Origin of the sequence: Fulvimarina thalattae (genome assembly GCF_040239565.1) — a bacterium.
Lineage (GTDB): Bacteria > Pseudomonadota > Alphaproteobacteria > Rhizobiales > Rhizobiaceae > Fulvimarina.
The window spans coordinates 35,951-53,797 of the sequence record NZ_JBEHWS010000013.1; the positions used below are offsets into that span (position 1 = coordinate 35,951).

The following is a 17,847-nucleotide window of genomic DNA, read 5'->3' on the forward strand; positions in this document are numbered from 1 at the left end:
TCGCTGCGACCACTTCACCGCGGACGACACTGCTACGCCGAGCCGAGCCGCAGCCGACCGGCATGTCTCCCCAGCCATAATCGCCGTTACACCCGCTCGCGTAGATCATTGGAAAGAGGTGTTGTCATCAGATGCTGGTCTCCGCTCAGCCAGCATCTTGAAACACAAATCAAACCTCAGTCTCTTCGGTTCAGATCGGATGGACAACCTATTGAGAGACCATGTCTAGAGCGCCCTCGCGTCCAACCAGACGCAAAAAGGACGCTCTGGTTTGGTCTCCGACGCTGGTCACCGCGCTGTTCGAACGGTCAGAACAGGATGGAGTCGAGATCGTCCGCCGCCTTGGCTTCTTCAGTTGGCGCCGCATCGCCATGACCGCCCGTATCCGGCATGAAGGCCGAAAGGACGCAATCATGGATCTGACGCTCGGCCTCCATAGTGTAGGCGGCGCGCAGCCGGGCAAGCAGGTCCTCGTGCCGCGTCATGTCGTCCTCACCGAGGTTGCGCCCATCGGGCAATTGCGTGGCGAGATCGGTTTCGATCGCGCTCAGCTTCTCCGAGAGTCCTTGCAGACGATCGAGGACCGCGCCGGCATCGTGCGTCAGGCCCGCGATCCGCGTACCAAGGTTGCCAAGCACATTCCCGGCCCCCTGCAGCTTGCCATCGGCTGCCCTAAGGGATTTGAGGCTGCGCTCTGCATCCTCGACCAGCGTCGCCAGACTGCGTTCGGCGGACCGCTTCTGGATCTCCGCCATTTCATCGGCGATCGTGCCGAGTTCGGAAAGCGCCATTGCGACGGCTTTTGAACGCACGACCATCTCCGCCACCAGCTCGCGCATCTGCTGCGACACCACGCCGAGCGCTTTGCCTGCCTCACCGAGCTTGGAGCAGGTGATGGCAGTGTTGAGACTGACCAGACGCATTTCGAATTCGAGCATCTGCATCTCGTTCGAGCAGGCGCCGAACGTTTCAAGTTCGCGGCGGAGCTGTTCGGCAAGGGCGACGACATGCCGGTGTTCGACCTCCGAGCGCGACAGTTCCGCAGCGGCCTGCTCGACGCCGACGGCAAGACGCTCGGCGCCGTTCGAGCCTTTCTTTCTGCCGCCTTCGAGTTCGGTGCTGAGCGTAGTGAAGGTCCGGTCGATCCCGCCCGAAAGAACGAGGATTGCCTCGCGCATGCTAGCGAATTCTTCGGCGAGCTTTTCGCGGGTGCTCCCGATCTGCGCAACCTGGAGACCGAGGACCGCCGACCTTGCGGCCGGTTCCTCGGCAATCATAGCCAGAGCCGCCGAAACGTGTTCCAGGCGTTGGCGCGTATTGTCGCCGATCTGCATGGAGGCGACGATGCTCGAAGCTTCCTGGGCAAGGCTAGCCGTGGCGTCTGCCGCCGAGGTGCTCACCTGACCGGCCTTGTCACGTTCGGCGTCGGCGGCGACGATGTCCGCCTCGATGCGCTGTTCAAGCCGTTGCGCCGCCTTTCGGAAATTCTCCTCGAAGCTCTGGTTGCGCTGCGTTGCATCCAACAGGACGGTGCGCAATTGCGTCTGTCCCGCCTGCAGACGATCGACCACGTTGGAGGCGCGCCGCGACAGCTCGAGGACGTCGTCGGTGAAGACGGTGAGGTCCGAATTGCCCTCCTTGCGCATCCCGGCCGCGATGACCCGCGCATTGACGGCGATCGCCGCGATCATCGAAACGGTCTGCCGCAGATCGTCGATCTGCGGCGCGGCCGCCGTGACCGTCCGGGTCAGACTCTGGGTCAGGCCACGCTCCTGCTGCAGACGCGCGATCAGATGGGCGCACTCGCCAACGAGCGCACGGATCGCGTCGTTCGCGGAAGCGAGTTCCGGGCTGTTGTGGGCTTCGGTCACAGCCGCAAAGGCGCTCTGCATGTCGCCGAGAAGGCCGGCACAGCCGATGAGGCGTTCGCCGATCGCGGTGAAGATCTTCTCGATCCCGCCGATCGTCGCGTTCAACTCATCCCGATAGCCGTCGAGGTTCGAAGCGCTAGAAATCTGCGGAGCCTCGTCGAGTTCATCGAACGCGGTGAATTGGGCGAGCGCGCTCACGAGGCCATCCGCTTGCCTTTGGAGGCCGTCGTGGCATAGCGACCGATCTCCTCCGCCACCTTGTTGAGCGGCAGTACCCTTTGCGCCGCCTTGAGTTCGATTGCCTCGCGCGGCATGCCAAAGACGACGCTCGTCTCTTCGTCCTGGGCGACGGTATGAGACCCCATCATTTTCATCTCCAGAAGACCGCGGGCGCCATCGTCGCCCATGCCGGTGAGGAGAACGCCCATGGCATTGGCTCCGGCGCTCTGTGCCGCCGAGCGAAAGAGTACGTCGACGGACGGGCGATGGCGACAGACATAGGCTCCGCCCTGGACGGCAGCGGTGTAGCGCGCCCCGGATCGTCGCAGAAGCATGTGATGATTGCCCGGAGCGATCAGCACCCGGCCCGGCATCACGAGATCCCCGTCCGCCGCTTCCTTCACGGCGACGGCACAGATTCCATCGAGCCTGCGGGCAAAGGCCGCGGTAAAACCTTCCGGCATATGCTGGACGATCATGATTGCAGGCGTCTCCGCGGGCAGCTTCGTCAGGACGGCGGCCAGCGCCTCCGTACCGCCGGTGGAAGCGCCGATGCACACAATCGGCTCGGTCTGGGGAATCGAGCGCCTGAGCGAAGCGGCGCGGGTTTCCGAAATCGCAGGAATGACGGCATCGGCGAACTGCTTCGCCTCGATGACCGGCTTTACGTTGAGACGCGGTCCACGGCGCAGCCGGGCGTGAGCCGCGGCCTTGGCAACGTCGCAGATCAGCATGCGCGATTCGTTGAGGAACTGCGCCGTGTCCACTCTCGGCTTGGTAATGACGTCGACAGCGCCAGCGGCGAGCGCCTCCATCATTACGTCGGACTTTTCGTTCGCAAGACTGGAACAGATAACCACCGGAATCGGACGCTGGGCCATGATCTTCTTCAGGAAGGTCAACCCGTCCATGCGCGGCATCTCGATATCGAGGAACAGGACGTCCGGGACTTCACGTCGGATCTTCTCGGCGGCGAGATAGGCGTCGGCCGCCGTTCCCATGACCTCGATCTGCGGATCATCGGAAAGGATCGTGCTCAGCGTGGTTCGCACGGAAGCTGAGTCGTCGACGATCAGGGTTCGAATTTTGCTCGCCTTTTCCGGGGCGCGGTCTTGAGTCATGTCGCTCTAGCCCTTCTGAAAGGTGGTTGGCCCGACCTGGCGGATGTTCTCTTCACGCACCACCATCGATTCGGAGTGCCCCACCACCAGGAACCCACCCGGTCGGAGATGGCCGACCAGCCGGGCGATCACCGCCTCCTGGTCAGACTTTTCGAAATAGATCAGAACGTTGCGCAGGAAGATCACGTCGACGTCGCGGTCGTAGGGGTAGCGCGCGTCCATCAGGTTCATGCGCTCGAAACGCACCTGCCGACGAAGCTCCGGCACGATCCGGACCTCGCCGCAGAACTCCTGGGCGTCGGCTGCCATGACGTATCGCTGCCGCTTGTCCTGCGGCACCGGCTCCATCGCCTCGACCGGATAGATGGCGCGGCGCGCCTGCTGAAGGACGACGGTCGAGATGTCGGTTCCGAGAATGGCGTAGCGAAAGTCGCGGCGTTTGCGGACGATATCCTCAAGCACCATCGCGATCGACCAGGCCTCTGCGCCGTTCGAGCTCGCCGCGCTCCACACCTTGAGCGTTCGCCCGCGCCCGCTGCGCTCCAGAAGCTCGCCCACCATGCGGTTTTCGAGAAAGTGCAGATGGTCGGGCTCGCGGAAGAAGTCGGTCTTGTTCGTCGTGACCATGTCGATGACATGGATCATCTCGCTCTCGAGCCCGTTCTGGTCGAACAGATACCGGCAATAGGCATTGAGATTAGGCAGATTGCAGGCCCGCATCCGCTTGCGCAGCCGGCCCTCGATCATCATCCGTTTCGTGGGCGGCAGCTTGATGCCGGTCTGGTTGGTGACGAGGCTGGCGAGCCGCTCGAAATCTGCCCCGGCAATCTCGTCGGGCATGGGTAGCAGGCCGATGGCCTCATGCGATCGGGCGATCGCGGCCCGTTGAATATTCATTCAGAACTCCTTCGGCGAAAAAGCGCCGATCGCGGGTCAGGCCACGGACTTAACCACCTCGACGTCGACCGCCGAGAACAGATGATCGAGGTCGAAGACCGTGACGAAGCTGCCGTTGCGCCGGCCGATGCCGGCGACACATTCGGCGCGCCAGCGGGTGCCGATCTCCGCCGGCGGCTCTAGGGGGCCGTCGAGTTCGGCGACTTCGAAGACCCGATCGGCCCGCAACGCCACCACCCGCATCACATCTTCAAAGACGGCGTCCAGAACGATGATGCGGGTATCGAGTGTGTCTTCGGCCGCCGGCAGGGAAAGACGCAGACGCAGATCGACAACGGCGATGCCCCGCCCGCGAACGTCGATCATGCCGAGGAAATCGGCGGGGGCATGCGGCATCCTCGAGAGCGGCTGCGGTTCAAGGATCGCCTGCACCCGGGTCACCGGAACCGCGAACAAAGAGTCGGCGACACCCAGGGTCACATATTGCGTCTTTTCGGCCATCGTGGATCTCATCATGGCGGTGTTGGCATGCCTCCCGGCCGATAAGCCGGGAGGCGGGACGGGCTTGCCTTCAGGCGGCCCGGCCGTTTCGCACGAAGCGGCTGTCCAGATCGTCGTCATCGCCGTCCATCTGGAGATCGAAGCCGCCGCCGCGGGCGGACGCCTGCGGCTTGGAGAAGCCGGGTGCGGCGACGCGGATGGCATTATGCATCTCGGCCACCGCGCGACCGGTCGACTCCTTGCCCTGACCAGCCTGCCGCGGCTGCGTCTGGAGCGCCGCCTCGACCTGCACCGAGCCATCGACACGGAAATAGGCGATCGCCTGTTGCAGCTGATTGGCCTGGCTTTCCAGTTCCTCGGAGGTCGAGGCCAGCTCTTCGGCGGCAGAGGTGTTCTGCTGCGTCACCTTGTCGAGCTGCTGGATCGCCACGTTGATCTGGGCGGAACCGGCGTTCTGCTCACGGCTGGCATTGGAGATTTCAGCCACCAGTTCGGCCGTGCGCTGAATGTCCGGAACCAGCCTGGTCAACATCTCGCCCGCCTGCTGGGAGGCCTTGACGGTGTCGCCGGACAAGCCGGAAATCTGCTGAGCCGCCGCCTGGCTGCGCTCGGCAAGCTTGCGAACCTCCGAGGCAACCACCGCGAAGCCGCGACCGTGTTCGCCCGCCCGGGCGGCCTCGACAGCCGCGTTGAGCGCGAGAAGATCGGTCTGGCGCGCGATTTCCTGAACGATCAGGATCTTCTCGGCGATCGTCTCCATCGCCTTGACGGCCTTGTCGACGGCTTCGCCGCTCGCCTGGGCATCCTTGGCGGACTGGCGTGCGATGGTTTCCGTCTGAGAAGCGTTTTCGGCATTCTGCTTGATGTTGGAAGCCATCTCTTCCATCGAGGAGGAAGCCTCCTCGGTGGACGACGCCTGTTCCGTCGCGCCCTGGCTGAGCTGCTCGGCTGCCGAGGACATCTCCTGGCTTCCCGTCGAGACGTTGCGGGCGGCGCTGGTTACCTCGCCGACGACGCTCCTCAACTTGGCGACCATCTGGTTGAGGGCATCGACGAGATCCTTGATCTCGTCATTGGAGCGGACCTTGGCCGTAGCGTTGAGATCCCCATCCGCCACCGAGCGAGCCAGACCGACGGCACTCGACAGGGCGCGGCTGATACTGAGGATGATCCAGGTCGCGGCCACTGCGGCAATCAGCGTCGTGCCTATCATCAAAGCGATCAGAAGATTGCGGGAGAAGCTGTAAAGCTCGCCGGCGGCTTGATCCGAGGCGGCCCTCTGCGTCTCGTTCAGATCGATGATCGCATTGAGGGCGTCCACTGCTTCCTGGCGCGCCGTGGCAGCGGCGCCATTGGCCAGTTCGTAGGCGTAAAAATCACCGTTCTCGAGGGCGAAACCCCGAGCCTCATTCACTTTCGCAAGCCATTTGTCGAGATCCGTCCTGAAGGTCGCGAAGGTCTCGGACTCGCCAGCCGGCATCTGCGGCGCCACGACATCGGTTTTCTGGCGGAGTTCGGCGATCAGGCCATCGAGACGCCCCAGATACTGCTTCTGCAGTTCCAGATTGTCCATCGTCAGCAATGTGTTGCGCAGTTCGACGGAGATCCGGTTGGCGGTCGTCTCGATCAGGGCCAATTTCTCCAGGGTGTCGCTGCGTCGCGGATTGCCACCAATCGAGGAGGCGCGCACCTTGTCGACGATCTCGCCGTGGGACGCGAGAACAGCCGTGGCGAGATTGCCCGCATCTTCCACCGCTTTGCGGGCTTCGGAGCTCGAATTCTTGTCGGCGAGGGCACGAACCTTTCTGTGCTCCTCCATGAAGCCATTCCAGGCAGCAATGAAGGCATCGACGCGAGGCTTGCCGAATTCTTCGCTAGAAAGCTCACGGAGCCGCGCGATCCGGTCGCGCATTGCCGCTTCCTCGGTTTCGATGCGATTACCGAAGAATTCAAGCTTGTCGGGCGTTTCGGCGAGGATGTAGTTCTTCTCGTCCCGGGCAATGCGGAGCGAGTGGGCGTTGATCGTGGCCGCGAGATCGGTGCGGACCGTACTGCCATTGACGATCTCGTCGATCGAATTTTCGATCTTGCCAAGATTCTCGATGGCAATGAACATACTGATGCCGGACAGCGCCACGATGACCGCGAAGGTCGCCCCCAGCTTTGCCTTTAATGTGAGTCTCACCGTTCTGTCCTTTCATTTGCTGCCAGGTAGGGGTTTTGGCCCCCTTCAGCCTTGAAGATTCGATTCATGTCGGGGATGATGACGAAGTCCTCGTCGCGTCGGCCGATGCCGCGGACGAATTCGGCCGGCCAGCGCATGCCGACTTTCGGCGCGTCCTCGATCGATGCCGCGGCGATGTCGGTCACATCGTAAACCTTGTCGGCCAGGATGCCGGCGACCAGCGGCTCGTCGTCCAATTCGATCTCTATGACGACGATACGCGTGTCCGGCGTCTGCGGCGGGCGATCCATCGCGAAGCTCACCCGCAAATCGACGAGGGGCACGACGCTCCCGCGAACGTTGATCAGCCCGCCGACGAACGCACCGGCATTGGGGACCCGGGTGATCGGCACCGGATCCAGAATTTCGCGCACCTGTGTCGCCTCGAGCGCGACGATCTCGTCGTGAAGCCGGATGGTAAGGGCGTGCATGCCCTTCGTCTTCTGATCATCGCTCATGCCGCCCTCCCCAGCGCTTCGGCGCGCCTGTCCGCCTCGATACTCTGACCGAAAGCGACGAGGTTGAGGATGTCGAGAATGAGAGCGACGGTGCCGTCCCCGAGGATCGTCGCGCCGGAGAAGATCTTCAGCCCGGAATGAAGCCGCGAAAGCTGCTTGATGACGGTCTGGTTGTTGCCGATGATCTGGTCGACGACGAGACCCGTGCGCACTCCGTCGGACGAGACCACCACGACCTTCTGGAAACGATCCGGCTCGCCTTCCGCTCTGAAGAGCTCCCGCAACCTGAGGAAGGGCACGAGTTCGCCGCGCAGATTGAGGAAGCTGCGTCCGCGACCATCGGAATCGGCTCCGGCGGTGAGTTCCAGACATTCCTCCACGGCCGCCAGCGGGATCGTGTAGCGATCCTCACCCACCCGAACGAGAAGGCCGTCGATGATGGCAAGGGTCAGCGGCAGGCGCAGGGTGACGCTCGTTCCCGTGCCCGGTGCGGTGTCGACGTCGATGGTGCCGCGCAGGCCGTCTATGGTGCGTTTGACCACGTCCATGCCGACGCCGCGACCCGAGAGCGAGGTCACCTCGGAGGCGGTCGAAAAGCCCGGCTGGAAGATCATCCGGTTGAGTTCGGAGTCGGGAATCGACTGCCCTGCGGCAAGCAGCCCAGCGTCTTCGGCCTTCTTGCGAATGCGATCCCGGTTCAGACCCGCCCCGTCGTCAGAAACGACGATCGCGACCTCCGCGCCGCGATGGCTGGCCGACAGGCGCAGCGTGCCCGTCGCTGACTTGCCTGCTTCGACGCGGCGTTCCTGGCTTTCGAGACCATGGTCGAGCGAGTTGCGGATCAGGTGGATCAGCGGATCGGCGAGCTGTTCGATGACCGTCTTGTCGAGTTCGGTTTCTTCCCCCTCGGTGACGAAGTTGATGGGTTTTCCGAGCTCTTCGGACAGGTCGTGGACCAGCCGGCGGAAACGTCCGAACAGCGAACCGATCGGGACCATACGCGTGCCCATGGTGGTATCGCGCAGGCTGGACGTCAGCCGTTGGATCTCCTCGGCGACATTGATCAGGGCCGGATCATGGATCGTCTCGGCAAGCTGGCTCAGCCGCGCCTGGGCGATTACAAGTTCACCCACCCGGTCCATCAGTTCGTCGAGCCGCTCCGCCGCGACCCGCAGCGTCGCATTGCGCTCGACCTTCGTCGCGCCTGCCCGCTCGGTGGCCGGCGTTTTGCGGGCCGGGCCTGCAGTGCGTCCGTCCGCCCGAGGGGTCAATGTGTCGGCGGCGACCTCAGCCGGCTCCTCCTTGGCAGGCGTTTCGCTCTGGCCCACGGACGAGGCGCTATCGGCACTTTCGTGCCCTTCGTCTTCGGAAAGCGGCGCTATGACGAGTTCCATGTCGTCGCGCACGAACATGAAGACGTCGTCGACGGCCTCCTGCGGTGCGGCCGCGTGGAGGCTGACGTCCCACGCCAGATAGCAGTTCTGCGGCTCCAAGAGATCGAGCCGAGGCACGTTGTCCGTCAGCGCGCGCACCTCGCAGGGGCCGAGATCGCGCAACTCGTCGAGCAGAAGCAGGGGATTGGTGCCGAGCATCAAGGCGTCGGACGGCAGAGCGAAGGTGATCCGCCAACCGACCGCCGACGGCGTTTCGGCTGAGACAACCACTTCCAATGCCTCCGCAGTCGCGGGCTCGCTCGCCATATCGCTGACTGCCTCTTTCAAGGCCGCGAGAATCGCCGCGCCCCGCTCGGGATCGCAGTCGGGGTCTTCGATGAGCTGCGAGACATGATCGCGCGCCTTGAGTGCGGTCGCGATCAGCCGGCAATCGGCCTTCGCCTCGCCCTTGCGGACGCGGTCGAAAGCGGTCTCGAACTCGTGGATGAATTCCGAAACGGCGGTGAAGCCGAACATCGCCCCCGAGCCCTTGAGGGTGTGCAGTGCCCGAAAGGCCAGCCCGACGAGTTCTTCGTCGTCGGGCCGTTTTTCCAGATCGAGTAGCGCCTGCTCCAGCGTCTCGATGAGATCGGCAGCCTCCTGGCGAAAGACTTCGGTCGGATCGAGATTGCTCATGCGCCAGCGACTTTACGCATGACGGCGAGAAGCTGGTCGGGCTTGAAGGGCTTCACCATCCAGCCGGTCGCGCCCGCCTGCTTGGCCTGCGCCTTCAGACCCTCATCGGATTCTGTCGTCAGGAAGACGATCGGCACGCCGCTGCTAGACGGGCTTGCCCGATACTTGCGAATGAAGGTCAGCCCGTCCATGCCAGGCATGTTCAGATCGGTGATGACGGCGTCGACGCGGCTCGCCGTCGCCTTCTGCAGCGCTTCGCTACCGTCGGAGGCTTCGACGACGCTGTATCCCGCCTGTTTGAGGGTCATGCCGACCATCTGTCGAACGGAGGCAGAATCATCGACCATAAGGATCGTCTTGCTCATGCGAATTCCCGGAAAGACAAGTGTTGAAGTTTTCCCTGCAGGGAGACGGACAGGGGGAACGTCTGCTTCACAAAGGCAAAGCGCTCCTTGGACCTGCAGGATCATCCTCAGGGTCCAGACGATGAAGAAGTGTACGAACGCCCGGGTTCGGCTCAGGGCAGAGTTAAACTCGCCTCGAACTCATGGCCGAGACCGGCCCTCTCGAGCGCGGAGCGAAGAACGCCCTCTGGTCTGTCGACGATCGTGAACTCGCCGTTCGATGCCAAAACCATCCGCTTCGCCGAAACCAGGAGTTGCAGCACGGAGACATCGACGGATGTCAGACCGGTCGCGTCTACCCGGATCGGACCTTCGCAGCCGATGCGCTGGAACCCGGCGGCCAAATCGACGATGTTCCGGATCCCGCAATCATCGACAAGAGAGATATCGCGAGATGCACCGGGAGGTTTCAGTGTTTGATACTGTCCATTGCTAATCACAATTCCCACTCGCTCGTTTCACAACCCTAGTACCCGTTCTGGTATAAACCCGTTGATAAAGATCTAACGCCCTCGCAGTTGCGAAATGGACGCCTCTGAAAACCTCCCCCTCCGGCCCAATTTTTGGTTCCATCGAGCTGACGGAAATCGGGAGGCAGCGATGCGCGGACATTCGGGATTTTGCGACATCGATCAGCGCTATGGCCGTTTGAGCGAAGGCGGCGACCCGCTGGAGAAGCTGGACGCGCACGTGCTTCGGGAGGTGTTCCGCAAGCCACTGTCGAAGGCCCTGAAGCGGTCCGACGGCGCCAAGGGCCGGAGGCCGTCCTACGGTCCGATCCTCATGTTCAAAGTTTTGGTCCTGCAGACGCTTTACAGTCTGTCAAATGATCTGGCCGAATTTCAGATCCAAGACCGGTTGTCGCTCATGCGCTTTATCGGTCTCGGGCTCGTGGACAGAGTGCCGGACGCCAAGACGATCTGGCTGTTTCGCGAGCACCTGGCCGAAGCCGGAGCGATCAGGAATGAACTGATGCGGAGGATCCCCCCGTCGGCATCTTGTCTGCCATGACGGTTCTATAGGCACCAAGCGGCGGGTGCATTGATGACCGAGAGCAAGATGTTGGCGGTCACGCTCGCGATCAGTGAGCGGCCACGCGCCATCGGGACGGGCGGACCGCGAACGCGCGGAATATCTGGGCGCTGAGCATTAAGTAGGAAGATGGTCAAAAGGCATGACCGCAACCCTTCGAGTGAAACGGCACGACATGGCCGAAAGACCGGGGTGAGCGATCTACGAGAAGTAGGCGAAACGGACTTCGAAGTTCAAGGCGTGGACATTCAGACCCGGGGCTCGAGCGCATGCAGCTCTCTGCACCGATGCGAACCCCGCTTTCCGAACGGCTGACCCAGCCGTGGCATCATCAAGGCCACATCGAGAGGCACGACACACGTCCGACCGAAAACCCTGCCAAACCGAAGAAGATTCTGATTGCCAAACAGGGGCCATCCACACACGTCATGGCATACAAGATGCCGACCGGCGTGGGCATTCACCGTATCAGTTCACATGCTCGACGAGCCTTGCCCGCCGGATCATACCGAGAATGTCCCGTTATCGTTCTCCTTTCGCCGAAATGGCGGAAGAAATGATCGACGATCCTCAGCGCAGATCAAACGGGCCGAAAGCGGTCCGTCCGGCTTGGGGCACAGCAGTCGGAAAGCTGCCGTTTCGTTCTCGACCATCGGAGCAGTCAACGCCGGTCCTTCTGCTACCCGAAAGCTGTCGAAACCACTGAACCGTGATTCACCGCCGCCGAAACGTCAAGGATCGATGTGAAGGCTGCGGCTGGCATCGGCCTACCGAACAGATAGCCCTGGCCCTCCCCGCAATAGGAGCGCATGAGTTCTTCTTGCTCGACCGTTTCGATGCCTTCGGCGATGACATCGAGCTTGAAGCCCTGAGCGAGCTGGGAAATGGTCTTGACGATAAACCGATTTCTATCACCAATGTCCGGACCGCTGACGAAGGAACGGTCGATCTTGAGCCGGGTCACCGGGAAATCCTTCAGCATGGTCAAGGACGCATAGCCCGTACCATAATCGTCGAACGCGATCCCCACTCCCATTTCCCGCAATTCGCGGAGCGACCTGTCGATATTTGCCTCGTTGCGAAGGATGGTGTTCTCCGTGATCTCCAGCTCGAGACCACTGGGAGCGAGACCGGTTTTCCTGAGAACGCCATCCACCACGGTGGCGAGGTCGCCGTTTCTGATCTGAGCGGCAAAGAGGTTTACGCCGATCCGCAAAGCGGGATGACCTGAGCGCCGCCATTCGGCCGCTTGGCTGCATGCGGTCCGCAGGATCCACTCGGACACTGGTACGGCGATCAGACTGGCCTCAAGCGTCTCGATAAAGGCTCCGGGCGCCAAGAGTCCCCGCTCCGGGTGGTTCCAGCGTATCAACGCTTCAGCTCCAGCGATGGTGCCGTCCGAAAGGCGCACCTGCGGCTGATAATAGAGCTCCAACTCGCCCTGTTCGAATGCCTGCCGCAGGCCGGAACTCACGGAAACGCGCATCTGTTGGGTCGGCATCATGTCTGGGGTGAACAGCCGCACCGTGCCACGGCCATCGGACTTCGCCCGGTAGAGGGCGAGGTCGGATCGCTCCATGGGTAAGCTGGTGTCCCACCCTCTTCCAGTGATGATCGACACGCCGGCGCTGGCGCCGACATAGACGGCTCGTTCCCCCATCTCCATCTGAGCCTCGATCGCCTTGACCAGGCGCTTTGCCAGCTCGACCGCCTGGAATGGATCCGCGCGGTCCTCGAGCAACACGACGAACTCGTCGCCGCCCAGGCGGCATGCGAGCCCTTCCGTTCCAAGGCCTTTCTGAAGGCGAGCGGCGACCAGCTTTAGGACATCATCCCCGGCGGCATGCCCGAGGCTGTCGTTGACGTCCTTGAAGCCGTCGAGGTCAAGCATGATCAGCGAGACGGATCGGTTCTCGGCGCTGGCCCTTTCAAGGCGTTCATGCAGGACTCTGCGGTTCGGAAGCTCCGTCAGGGCGTCGTATTCAGCGGCGTGCTTCAGCTCCGCTTCGTGATTGAGCCGCTCGGTGATGTTCCGGATGATGGCTCCAAAGCGATGCTCGCCAGCCTCCATCCAATGCGAAAGGGAAAGCTCGATCGGAAACTCGGTGCCATCCCGGTGAACGGAGGGCAATGTCACCAGGGAACCGACCAACTTGGTGGGAAGTCCGGCGGCTGCCCGGCGCACCCCTGCCGCATGCATGGATCTGTATCGCTCGGGCACGATGATGTCCAACGATTGCCCGATGGCCTCGGCCGCCGTGTATCCGAACATGCGCTCGGCAGCGCCGTTCCAGTAAAGAATGTGGTGGTCGCCATCCCCGCAGATGATGGCGTCGGCCGCTGATTCCGCCACTGCGTCGAAGCGACGATGGCCGTCAACCTCGACCGTCGAAAGACGACGGGCCTCCAGCTTGTCCATGACCAGCTCAGCCAGCTCGGCCAGAGATTCCCGCTCGCCGATTTGCAGCCCTTGGGGCCGGGGAACGGTGTTCTTGATGCAGAGCGTACCGATGACCAAGCCGTTGGGCGTGATCAGGGGAGCGCCGGCATAGAAACGGATGCCGCTCGGACCCGTGACGAGCGGCGAACCACGGAAACGCGCATCGAGCGTCGCATCTGGAACGACCATGACGTCGCGCTCAAGGATCGTATGTGCGCAGAAGGAGCCTTCCCGGTCTGAGCCACACGAGTCTATGCCTAGGCATGCCCTGAAATGCTCGTGGTGCTCCTCCACGAAGCAGACGATGGCGATTGGAACACCAAAGACCCGTCTCACATGCTGCAGAATGACGTCGAGACTTCGTTCGCGGCCACTATTGGACGACTTGTAGGATTTGAGTGCGGCCAGGCGCTCGGTCTCGTTCGAAGGTATGGGATAGGACGGTAGTTCAGCCATTGCAATTTTCGATCGGACTAGGGCGCAAGCCATTCTCCGAACGTTTATCCGTCGACTTGAGTGACATGGGCCGACAATCTCATCAAAACGTTACGGGAATCTTGGACGAGGCCGAAGATTGTAGGAGTGGGCCTTCCGTGGAACCCAGCTATTCGCGAACGGTGATGAGCGCTGGCGACGGCAGCCATGCGACCAAGACAGTCAGATGCTGCTTGCCTGCGTTCCAACCGTCGGAGCCATTCATGAATCTGTCGAGATGGACCGGAAGGAGATTGTCGGCTTTGGAGCAAAGCTGGCGGAAAGCTGCCCTTCATATTTCTCGCCCGTCTTTGCTGTAATCCTGCCAGCTGACGACGAAGCCACCATTGCTGAGGCCTGCGATCGTCGGCTCCTCCCGATTGATGGCGGTCACTGAGTCGACGAGGAATTCCTCTCCGGATTTTTGAACCTGCGGCATGTCGTTATCTTTCTGAGGTCAAACGTTCTTCGATCTTTTGAGCAAGCTTCACCCTGCCGAACGTGTGGGAGAGGCGAAGGCGGGCAGGAAAAACCGGTGTGCTCCGCATCGCTATTCCATCGCGCATTTAAAATGAGTTTACCGATCGGGTCGTTTCGCAATTTTCCCGTGTCCCGGTTTTGTGCGCCCTAATGTATCAGACGCACCAAGCTATCGCGGGGGCAAGTCGACGGCGGTGTTTATGGCCGCGTGCTATGAGGCGATCGGGTCGGATTCGGTGCGCTTAAACTAGCGATCAACCGGGAAAACGCGGTCTGCCATCTGGTGGAACTCTGCAACGCGCGCGTTCAGCGTTTCTGGCGAAAAGGGCTTCGACATTACGCAAAAGCTGATCGCTGACGCGAACTCCTTTGCAGACATTTGATTTGCCATCAAAGGCGACAACAATTCGAACGGCTTCTTACCCGAAATGCGCTCAAGCTGCGCTTTGCCTTGGGTCCATGCGGTTACATGGAAATGGAATCGCCGCCAAGCAAACCGGAAATTAGGCTCGCCTTCTAACAGTGAGGCTTTTGTTGCCAGCCTTTCCAATGCAGTCCTTACGTCCTCCGCGCTGCTTTCGTGGCCGACTGTCAATTGCGCAATCCTGACGGCCTCCTCGGCAACCTCTATGCTTTTGGTCGCGCTGATTTCAGCAAGTCGAGATTTAGTAATCGGATCAACATATGCCGCCCGATCCCACGGGTGAGGGGTTTTGCGTTTTGCGTCCCACTTGCCCGCCCAATGATGCAGCCACACGCCAGCGACTAAGCCGGAAAGCGCAGTAACGGGGTACAAAACGTATCCTGTTGTAACGAGATCAGCGACCGCACCCATCACGCGGTCCCATCGCTTGCCAGCGTTGTCGTAAAAGCCCTTGTCTTTCGCCACTTCGATAAAAAACTCGCTGAGTACGGTAATGATAATCGCCAAAACGACAGCGACCAAAAACCATGTTGCGATTTTTCGTGTGAGATTCCGCATACCCCTAACCCTACCCGCGCCCCTAGCGGTTGTGGAGTCAGGCGATCAGATGCACGCGCCCTCATAGCCCGGTCTCCGGGCTTGGTGCGTCTGATACATAAGGGCGGTTTTGTGGTGCGGGAGTTGAGCAAATCGGCGATCGAGCGCCCTTCTCATGGCGCTGTAGCGAGTTCGCGGTTTTGCGGTGGTCATCGTCGATCTTCGGCAGGGTTGGGATCGCAAACCTGCCCCGGCAGGAAGACCACGATGACCGCTACGAAAACTGCGATCGTGACCCTCATCGAGCAAGAGGCCGATATCGATCCTCTCCGCGATAGGCCCGCCTTCGCAGCCAGGCGAATGATCGGGATGCAGATCGAAGCGCGCACCGGTGCGCCCGCCGGCGTTCGAGCGCCCGACTCAACGAACCATCGCAACGGCTATCGAGACCGGGCATGGGACAGGCGAGACGGACGGATCGACCCGTCGATTCCCAAGCCCAAGGAAGGCCAGCTATTTCCCGAGCTTTTTCGAACCGCGCCACGGGATATCACCCGGCATTGGTCGTGCCGATGCCGATCTGCCGACGCAGGGCGAGTTCGAGGTTTCGGCGCTGTTCATCCGGTGCGACGAGCACGCAGGTCGAACATTTGCTGCCTTCCTTCGAGGTGTAGTATCGGCAGCAACCGCCGCGCGAACGATAGGCCCGGCTTGCCAGTGTGTGGTCAGGATCGGCGGGGTCAGGGATTACGACCTCGAAATAATGCATCTGCGAGTTCCGAAGCGGCGAACCATGCTGTTTGAGGACGGCCAGGGCGTCCTCTCTGGCGATGGACTCGCATTTCAGTTGCCGCCCCGCCTCGAGGAAGACGCCCGCAACGGAATCGCCGACCAGCCGCCACATGGCTGCGCTTGGCAGGTGGGTTCTTGCGTGAATGACCGAGATGAGCGGCTCGATCTCGCTCTCGATGGAAAGCCGCATGCTTTCTCTCAGACCGTCGCGATCCGTCAGAGTTTGGCACTTAGGATGGTCATGAAACTCGGGGCGATCCGTCGCGAAGGATGACGACAGGATGCGCCATTCGCTTTTCAGCATGTCGGCTGTGCGGCCGCGCCGTGTCGCGCTCTCATAGCTGAACCGAAATGCCGACAGCGAGCGCCCCGTACGCGGGAGAAGCCCGGCAAGCAGGAACGGGATGACCAGACCCCGTGCCAGGAGACCGGAGAGCGCGCCGATGAGATAGGCAGCCTGCCCCTTGCGATCGAGATCGGGGGTAAAGGCCGCCTGTGCCGTCAGCAGCTCGTCCAAAAGCGCGGTATCTGCCGCCAGATCGTCGGCACTGCGCCAACCGGGTTCTTGCTCTCCGACATCGATCGGAACCTTGAAACCCAGCTTCCGTACAAGCGCGAAAACCTCCGAAAGCGGCGAAGCACTCGCCTGGATGGATGCGATGCCGGGGCCCAGCATCAGCCCTGCCCCGTGACGGTCAAAGCGCCGCCCGAATGCGGAAAGACCAAAACGATCGGAACGCTGATCCCGGCGTTTCTTGGGCTCGCGCAGCCCCTATCGCGACCGCCGAACATACTCAGGCAGTCCGCGGCCCGTTGCCAGGAGACCGGACCATATGAACTCCGGTAATCAGACATGGTTTCGAGGGTCCTTCGTGCTTCCTTCCGCCGAAGCCGAGAACCAGAAATGCTTCATCGAGGTTCGAGGCTTCAGATCGTTTCGTAAAGTTGATTTCACGACTCCACAATAAGCACCTCCAGTTGGCAAACAGGAATCACGCCAAGGATGAAGCCCTGCCACATCGAGCCAACGGGGACCGAAGGGCCTTTCGGCATTCGCTTTTACGAGCGCGGCGGACACCAATCATCATGCGGCGCGCGGGCTGGGGCGGCGCGCTCGGCAGTCCTTACCCAAAGCCCGCACCGCTCTTCAGCAGTGGCGCTGGGGACTTCTGGTGCCCCCCCGTCCGGTTTCCGGGCCAATGCTTCGCTATCAAATCCGGGATGGCGGAAAGCGCCTTTTCATCCAGTATGTGCCGTCCCTCGATAGAGTGCGTGCTCACCGTACCCGTCACGAAAAGCGACCAGGCGGACGCCGCATCGCAATTTACGAAATGATCGTCCATCGCCACGTAGGCATCAACGCTGCAAGCGAGCCGCGGTCTGGATTCGTCGGGCCTGTAGGTCTCACACAGGCGAAAATCATTGCGCAGTCCCGGCTCGAAAAGCGCCATTGCTTCTTCATTTGCGACGATCTCCGGGTGAAGTCCTCCGAGTTCGTGAAGGGCTCGAATGAATTCGCGATAGCCCATGGTGTGGAGTGGTTCGCGATCGAGAACCATCCGGTCGGGAGCGTTGCAGCCAAGAATAAAGAAATGCTCGGGCGGTCTCAGCCCCTGGCTTTGCCATCTGAGCGCGATCTCATAGCCGAGAAGGGCTCCCATCGAGTATCCGAAGACGGCATAGCGGGAATGCGCATATCCCTCCAGTTCGCGCGAAAGCCTGTCGGCAAGCTCGCCGATATCCTGGGCTGGAGGCTCGGAAAAGCGCGCTTCGCGTCCCGGTAGCGAGACCGCATGAACGTCAAAATCTCTCACCGCCTTCTGCCACGGTCGAAACATGGCAGGTCCGATACCCGCAGGCGGCAGGGCGAGAAGGACCGGGCGCGTCGTCATCACATGCACTCG

Annotated in this window: 15 protein-coding genes and 2 pseudogenes; 2 read left to right on the forward strand and 15 right to left on the reverse strand. The window is 61.6% G+C overall.

Features of this window, described 5'->3' with window-relative positions; translation table 11 throughout:
• The 10 genes and pseudogenes from ABRA89_RS15560 to ABRA89_RS15605 form a co-directional block, all read right to left on the reverse strand.
• Nucleotides 1–128, reverse strand: a pseudogene (locus tag ABRA89_RS15560) (IS630 family transposase); the annotation flags it as partial.
• 180 nt (nt 129–308) lie between these two features.
• Complete coding sequence (locus ABRA89_RS15565) at nt 309–2,069, reverse strand: coiled-coil domain-containing protein (protein ID WP_349942409.1); 1,761 nt, start codon at nt 2,067–2,069, stop codon at nt 309–311.
• Entirely contained in the window at nt 2,066–3,211 is a 1,146-nt protein-coding gene (locus ABRA89_RS15570; RefSeq protein ID WP_349942410.1) for a protein-glutamate methylesterase/protein-glutamine glutaminase, read from the reverse strand. Before ABRA89_RS15570 ends, ABRA89_RS15565 begins: the two co-directional genes overlap by 4 nt.
• Before the next feature lie 6 nt (nt 3,212–3,217).
• Nucleotides 3,218–4,108 carry a CheR family methyltransferase gene (locus ABRA89_RS15575; RefSeq protein WP_349942411.1) on the reverse strand — a complete coding sequence of 297 codons (891 nt, stop codon included), beginning with the start codon at nt 4,106–4,108 and terminating at the stop codon, nt 3,218–3,220.
• Nucleotides 4,109–4,144: 36 nt separating this feature from the next.
• Complete coding sequence (locus tag ABRA89_RS15580) at nt 4,145–4,609, reverse strand: chemotaxis protein CheW (protein ID WP_349942412.1); 465 nt, start codon at nt 4,607–4,609, stop codon at nt 4,145–4,147.
• Nucleotides 4,610–4,679: 70 nt separating this feature from the next.
• A complete protein-coding gene (locus ABRA89_RS15585) occupies nt 4,680–6,794 on the reverse strand; it encodes a HAMP domain-containing methyl-accepting chemotaxis protein (protein ID WP_349942413.1) in 2,115 nt (704 codons plus the stop codon).
• Nucleotides 6,791–7,291, reverse strand: a complete 501-nt coding sequence (locus ABRA89_RS15590) for a chemotaxis protein CheW (protein ID WP_349942414.1) — start codon at nt 7,289–7,291, stop codon at nt 6,791–6,793. Before ABRA89_RS15590 ends, ABRA89_RS15585 begins: the two co-directional genes overlap by 4 nt.
• A complete protein-coding gene (locus ABRA89_RS15595) occupies nt 7,288–9,360 on the reverse strand; it encodes a chemotaxis protein CheA (RefSeq protein ID WP_349942415.1) in 2,073 nt (690 codons plus the stop codon). The genes ABRA89_RS15590 and ABRA89_RS15595 overlap by 4 nt, the downstream gene beginning before the upstream one ends.
• Nucleotides 9,357–9,725 (reverse strand): response regulator, encoded by a 369-nt coding sequence (locus ABRA89_RS15600; RefSeq protein ID WP_349942416.1) that lies wholly within the window; start codon nt 9,723–9,725, stop codon nt 9,357–9,359. Before ABRA89_RS15600 ends, ABRA89_RS15595 begins: the two co-directional genes overlap by 4 nt.
• Before the next feature lie 152 nt (nt 9,726–9,877).
• On the reverse strand, nt 9,878–10,213 hold the full coding sequence (locus ABRA89_RS15605; protein ID WP_349942417.1) for an STAS domain-containing protein: 336 nt from the start codon (nt 10,211–10,213) through the stop codon (nt 9,878–9,880).
• Nucleotides 10,214–10,289: 76 nt separating this feature from the next.
• Here ABRA89_RS15605 and ABRA89_RS15610 point away from each other — a divergent pair, with 76 nt between their 5' ends.
• Nucleotides 10,290–10,775, forward strand: a complete 486-nt coding sequence (locus tag ABRA89_RS15610) for a transposase (protein ID WP_349942418.1) — start codon at nt 10,290–10,292, stop codon at nt 10,773–10,775.
• Between the two features lie 700 nt (nt 10,776–11,475).
• Here the strand turns inward: ABRA89_RS15610 and ABRA89_RS15615 are convergent.
• The 3 genes from ABRA89_RS15615 to ABRA89_RS15625 form a co-directional block, all read right to left on the reverse strand.
• Complete coding sequence (locus ABRA89_RS15615; RefSeq protein WP_349942419.1) at nt 11,476–13,692, reverse strand: sensor domain-containing phosphodiesterase; 2,217 nt, start codon at nt 13,690–13,692, stop codon at nt 11,476–11,478.
• A 310-nt stretch (nt 13,693–14,002) separates the two neighbouring features.
• Entirely contained in the window at nt 14,003–14,149 is a 147-nt protein-coding gene (locus tag ABRA89_RS15620) for a hypothetical protein (RefSeq protein ID WP_349942420.1), read from the reverse strand.
• A 288-nt stretch (nt 14,150–14,437) separates the two neighbouring features.
• A complete protein-coding gene (locus tag ABRA89_RS15625; RefSeq protein WP_349942421.1) occupies nt 14,438–15,172 on the reverse strand; it encodes a hypothetical protein in 735 nt (244 codons plus the stop codon).
• A gap of 246 nt (nt 15,173–15,418) precedes the next feature.
• Here ABRA89_RS15625 and ABRA89_RS15630 point away from each other — a divergent pair.
• Nucleotides 15,419–15,685 (forward strand): annotated as a pseudogene (locus ABRA89_RS15630) (transposase); the annotation flags it as partial.
• Between the two features lie 16 nt (nt 15,686–15,701).
• On the opposite strand, the gene ABRA89_RS15635 reads toward ABRA89_RS15630, so the two are convergent.
• Both ABRA89_RS15635 and ABRA89_RS15640 read right to left on the reverse strand, forming a co-directional pair.
• Entirely contained in the window at nt 15,702–16,619 is a 918-nt protein-coding gene (locus tag ABRA89_RS15635; RefSeq protein WP_349942470.1) for a (2Fe-2S)-binding protein, read from the reverse strand.
• A gap of 448 nt (nt 16,620–17,067) precedes the next feature.
• Nucleotides 17,068–17,835 (reverse strand): thioesterase II family protein, encoded by a 768-nt coding sequence (locus tag ABRA89_RS15640; protein WP_349942422.1) that lies wholly within the window; start codon nt 17,833–17,835, stop codon nt 17,068–17,070.
• Between the last annotated feature and the right edge of the window lie 12 nt (nt 17,836–17,847).

Excerpts from the sequence above, each read along its gene's own strand:
- ABRA89_RS15570 (WP_349942410.1), bottom strand. The coding sequence starts at position 3,211 with ATGACTCAAGACCGCGCCCCGGAAAAGGCGAGCAAAATTCGAACCCTG.
- ABRA89_RS15575 (WP_349942411.1), bottom strand. The coding sequence starts at position 4,108 with ATGAATATTCAACGGGCCGCGATCGCCCGATCGCATGAGGCCATCGGC.
- ABRA89_RS15580 (WP_349942412.1), bottom strand. The coding sequence starts at position 4,609 with ATGGCCGAAAAGACGCAATATGTGACCCTGGGTGTCGCCGACTCTTTG.
- ABRA89_RS15590 (WP_349942414.1), bottom strand. The coding sequence starts at position 7,291 with ATGAGCGATGATCAGAAGACGAAGGGCATGCACGCCCTTACCATCCGG.
- ABRA89_RS15595 (WP_349942415.1), bottom strand. The coding sequence starts at position 9,360 with ATGAGCAATCTCGATCCGACCGAAGTCTTTCGCCAGGAGGCTGCCGAT.
- ABRA89_RS15600 (WP_349942416.1), bottom strand. The coding sequence starts at position 9,725 with ATGAGCAAGACGATCCTTATGGTCGATGATTCTGCCTCCGTTCGACAG.
- ABRA89_RS15610 (WP_349942418.1), top strand. The coding sequence starts at position 10,290 with ATGGACGCCTCTGAAAACCTCCCCCTCCGGCCCAATTTTTGGTTCCAT.
- ABRA89_RS15615 (WP_349942419.1), bottom strand. The coding sequence starts at position 13,692 with ATGGCTGAACTACCGTCCTATCCCATACCTTCGAACGAGACCGAGCGC.
- ABRA89_RS15620 (WP_349942420.1), bottom strand. The coding sequence starts at position 14,149 with ATGCCGCAGGTTCAAAAATCCGGAGAGGAATTCCTCGTCGACTCAGTG.
- ABRA89_RS15625 (WP_349942421.1), bottom strand. The coding sequence starts at position 15,172 with ATGCGGAATCTCACACGAAAAATCGCAACATGGTTTTTGGTCGCTGTC.
- ABRA89_RS15635 (WP_349942470.1), bottom strand. The coding sequence starts at position 16,619 with ATGCTGGGCCCCGGCATCGCATCCATCCAGGCGAGTGCTTCGCCGCTT.
- ABRA89_RS15640 (WP_349942422.1), bottom strand. The coding sequence starts at position 17,835 with ATGACGACGCGCCCGGTCCTTCTCGCCCTGCCGCCTGCGGGTATCGGA.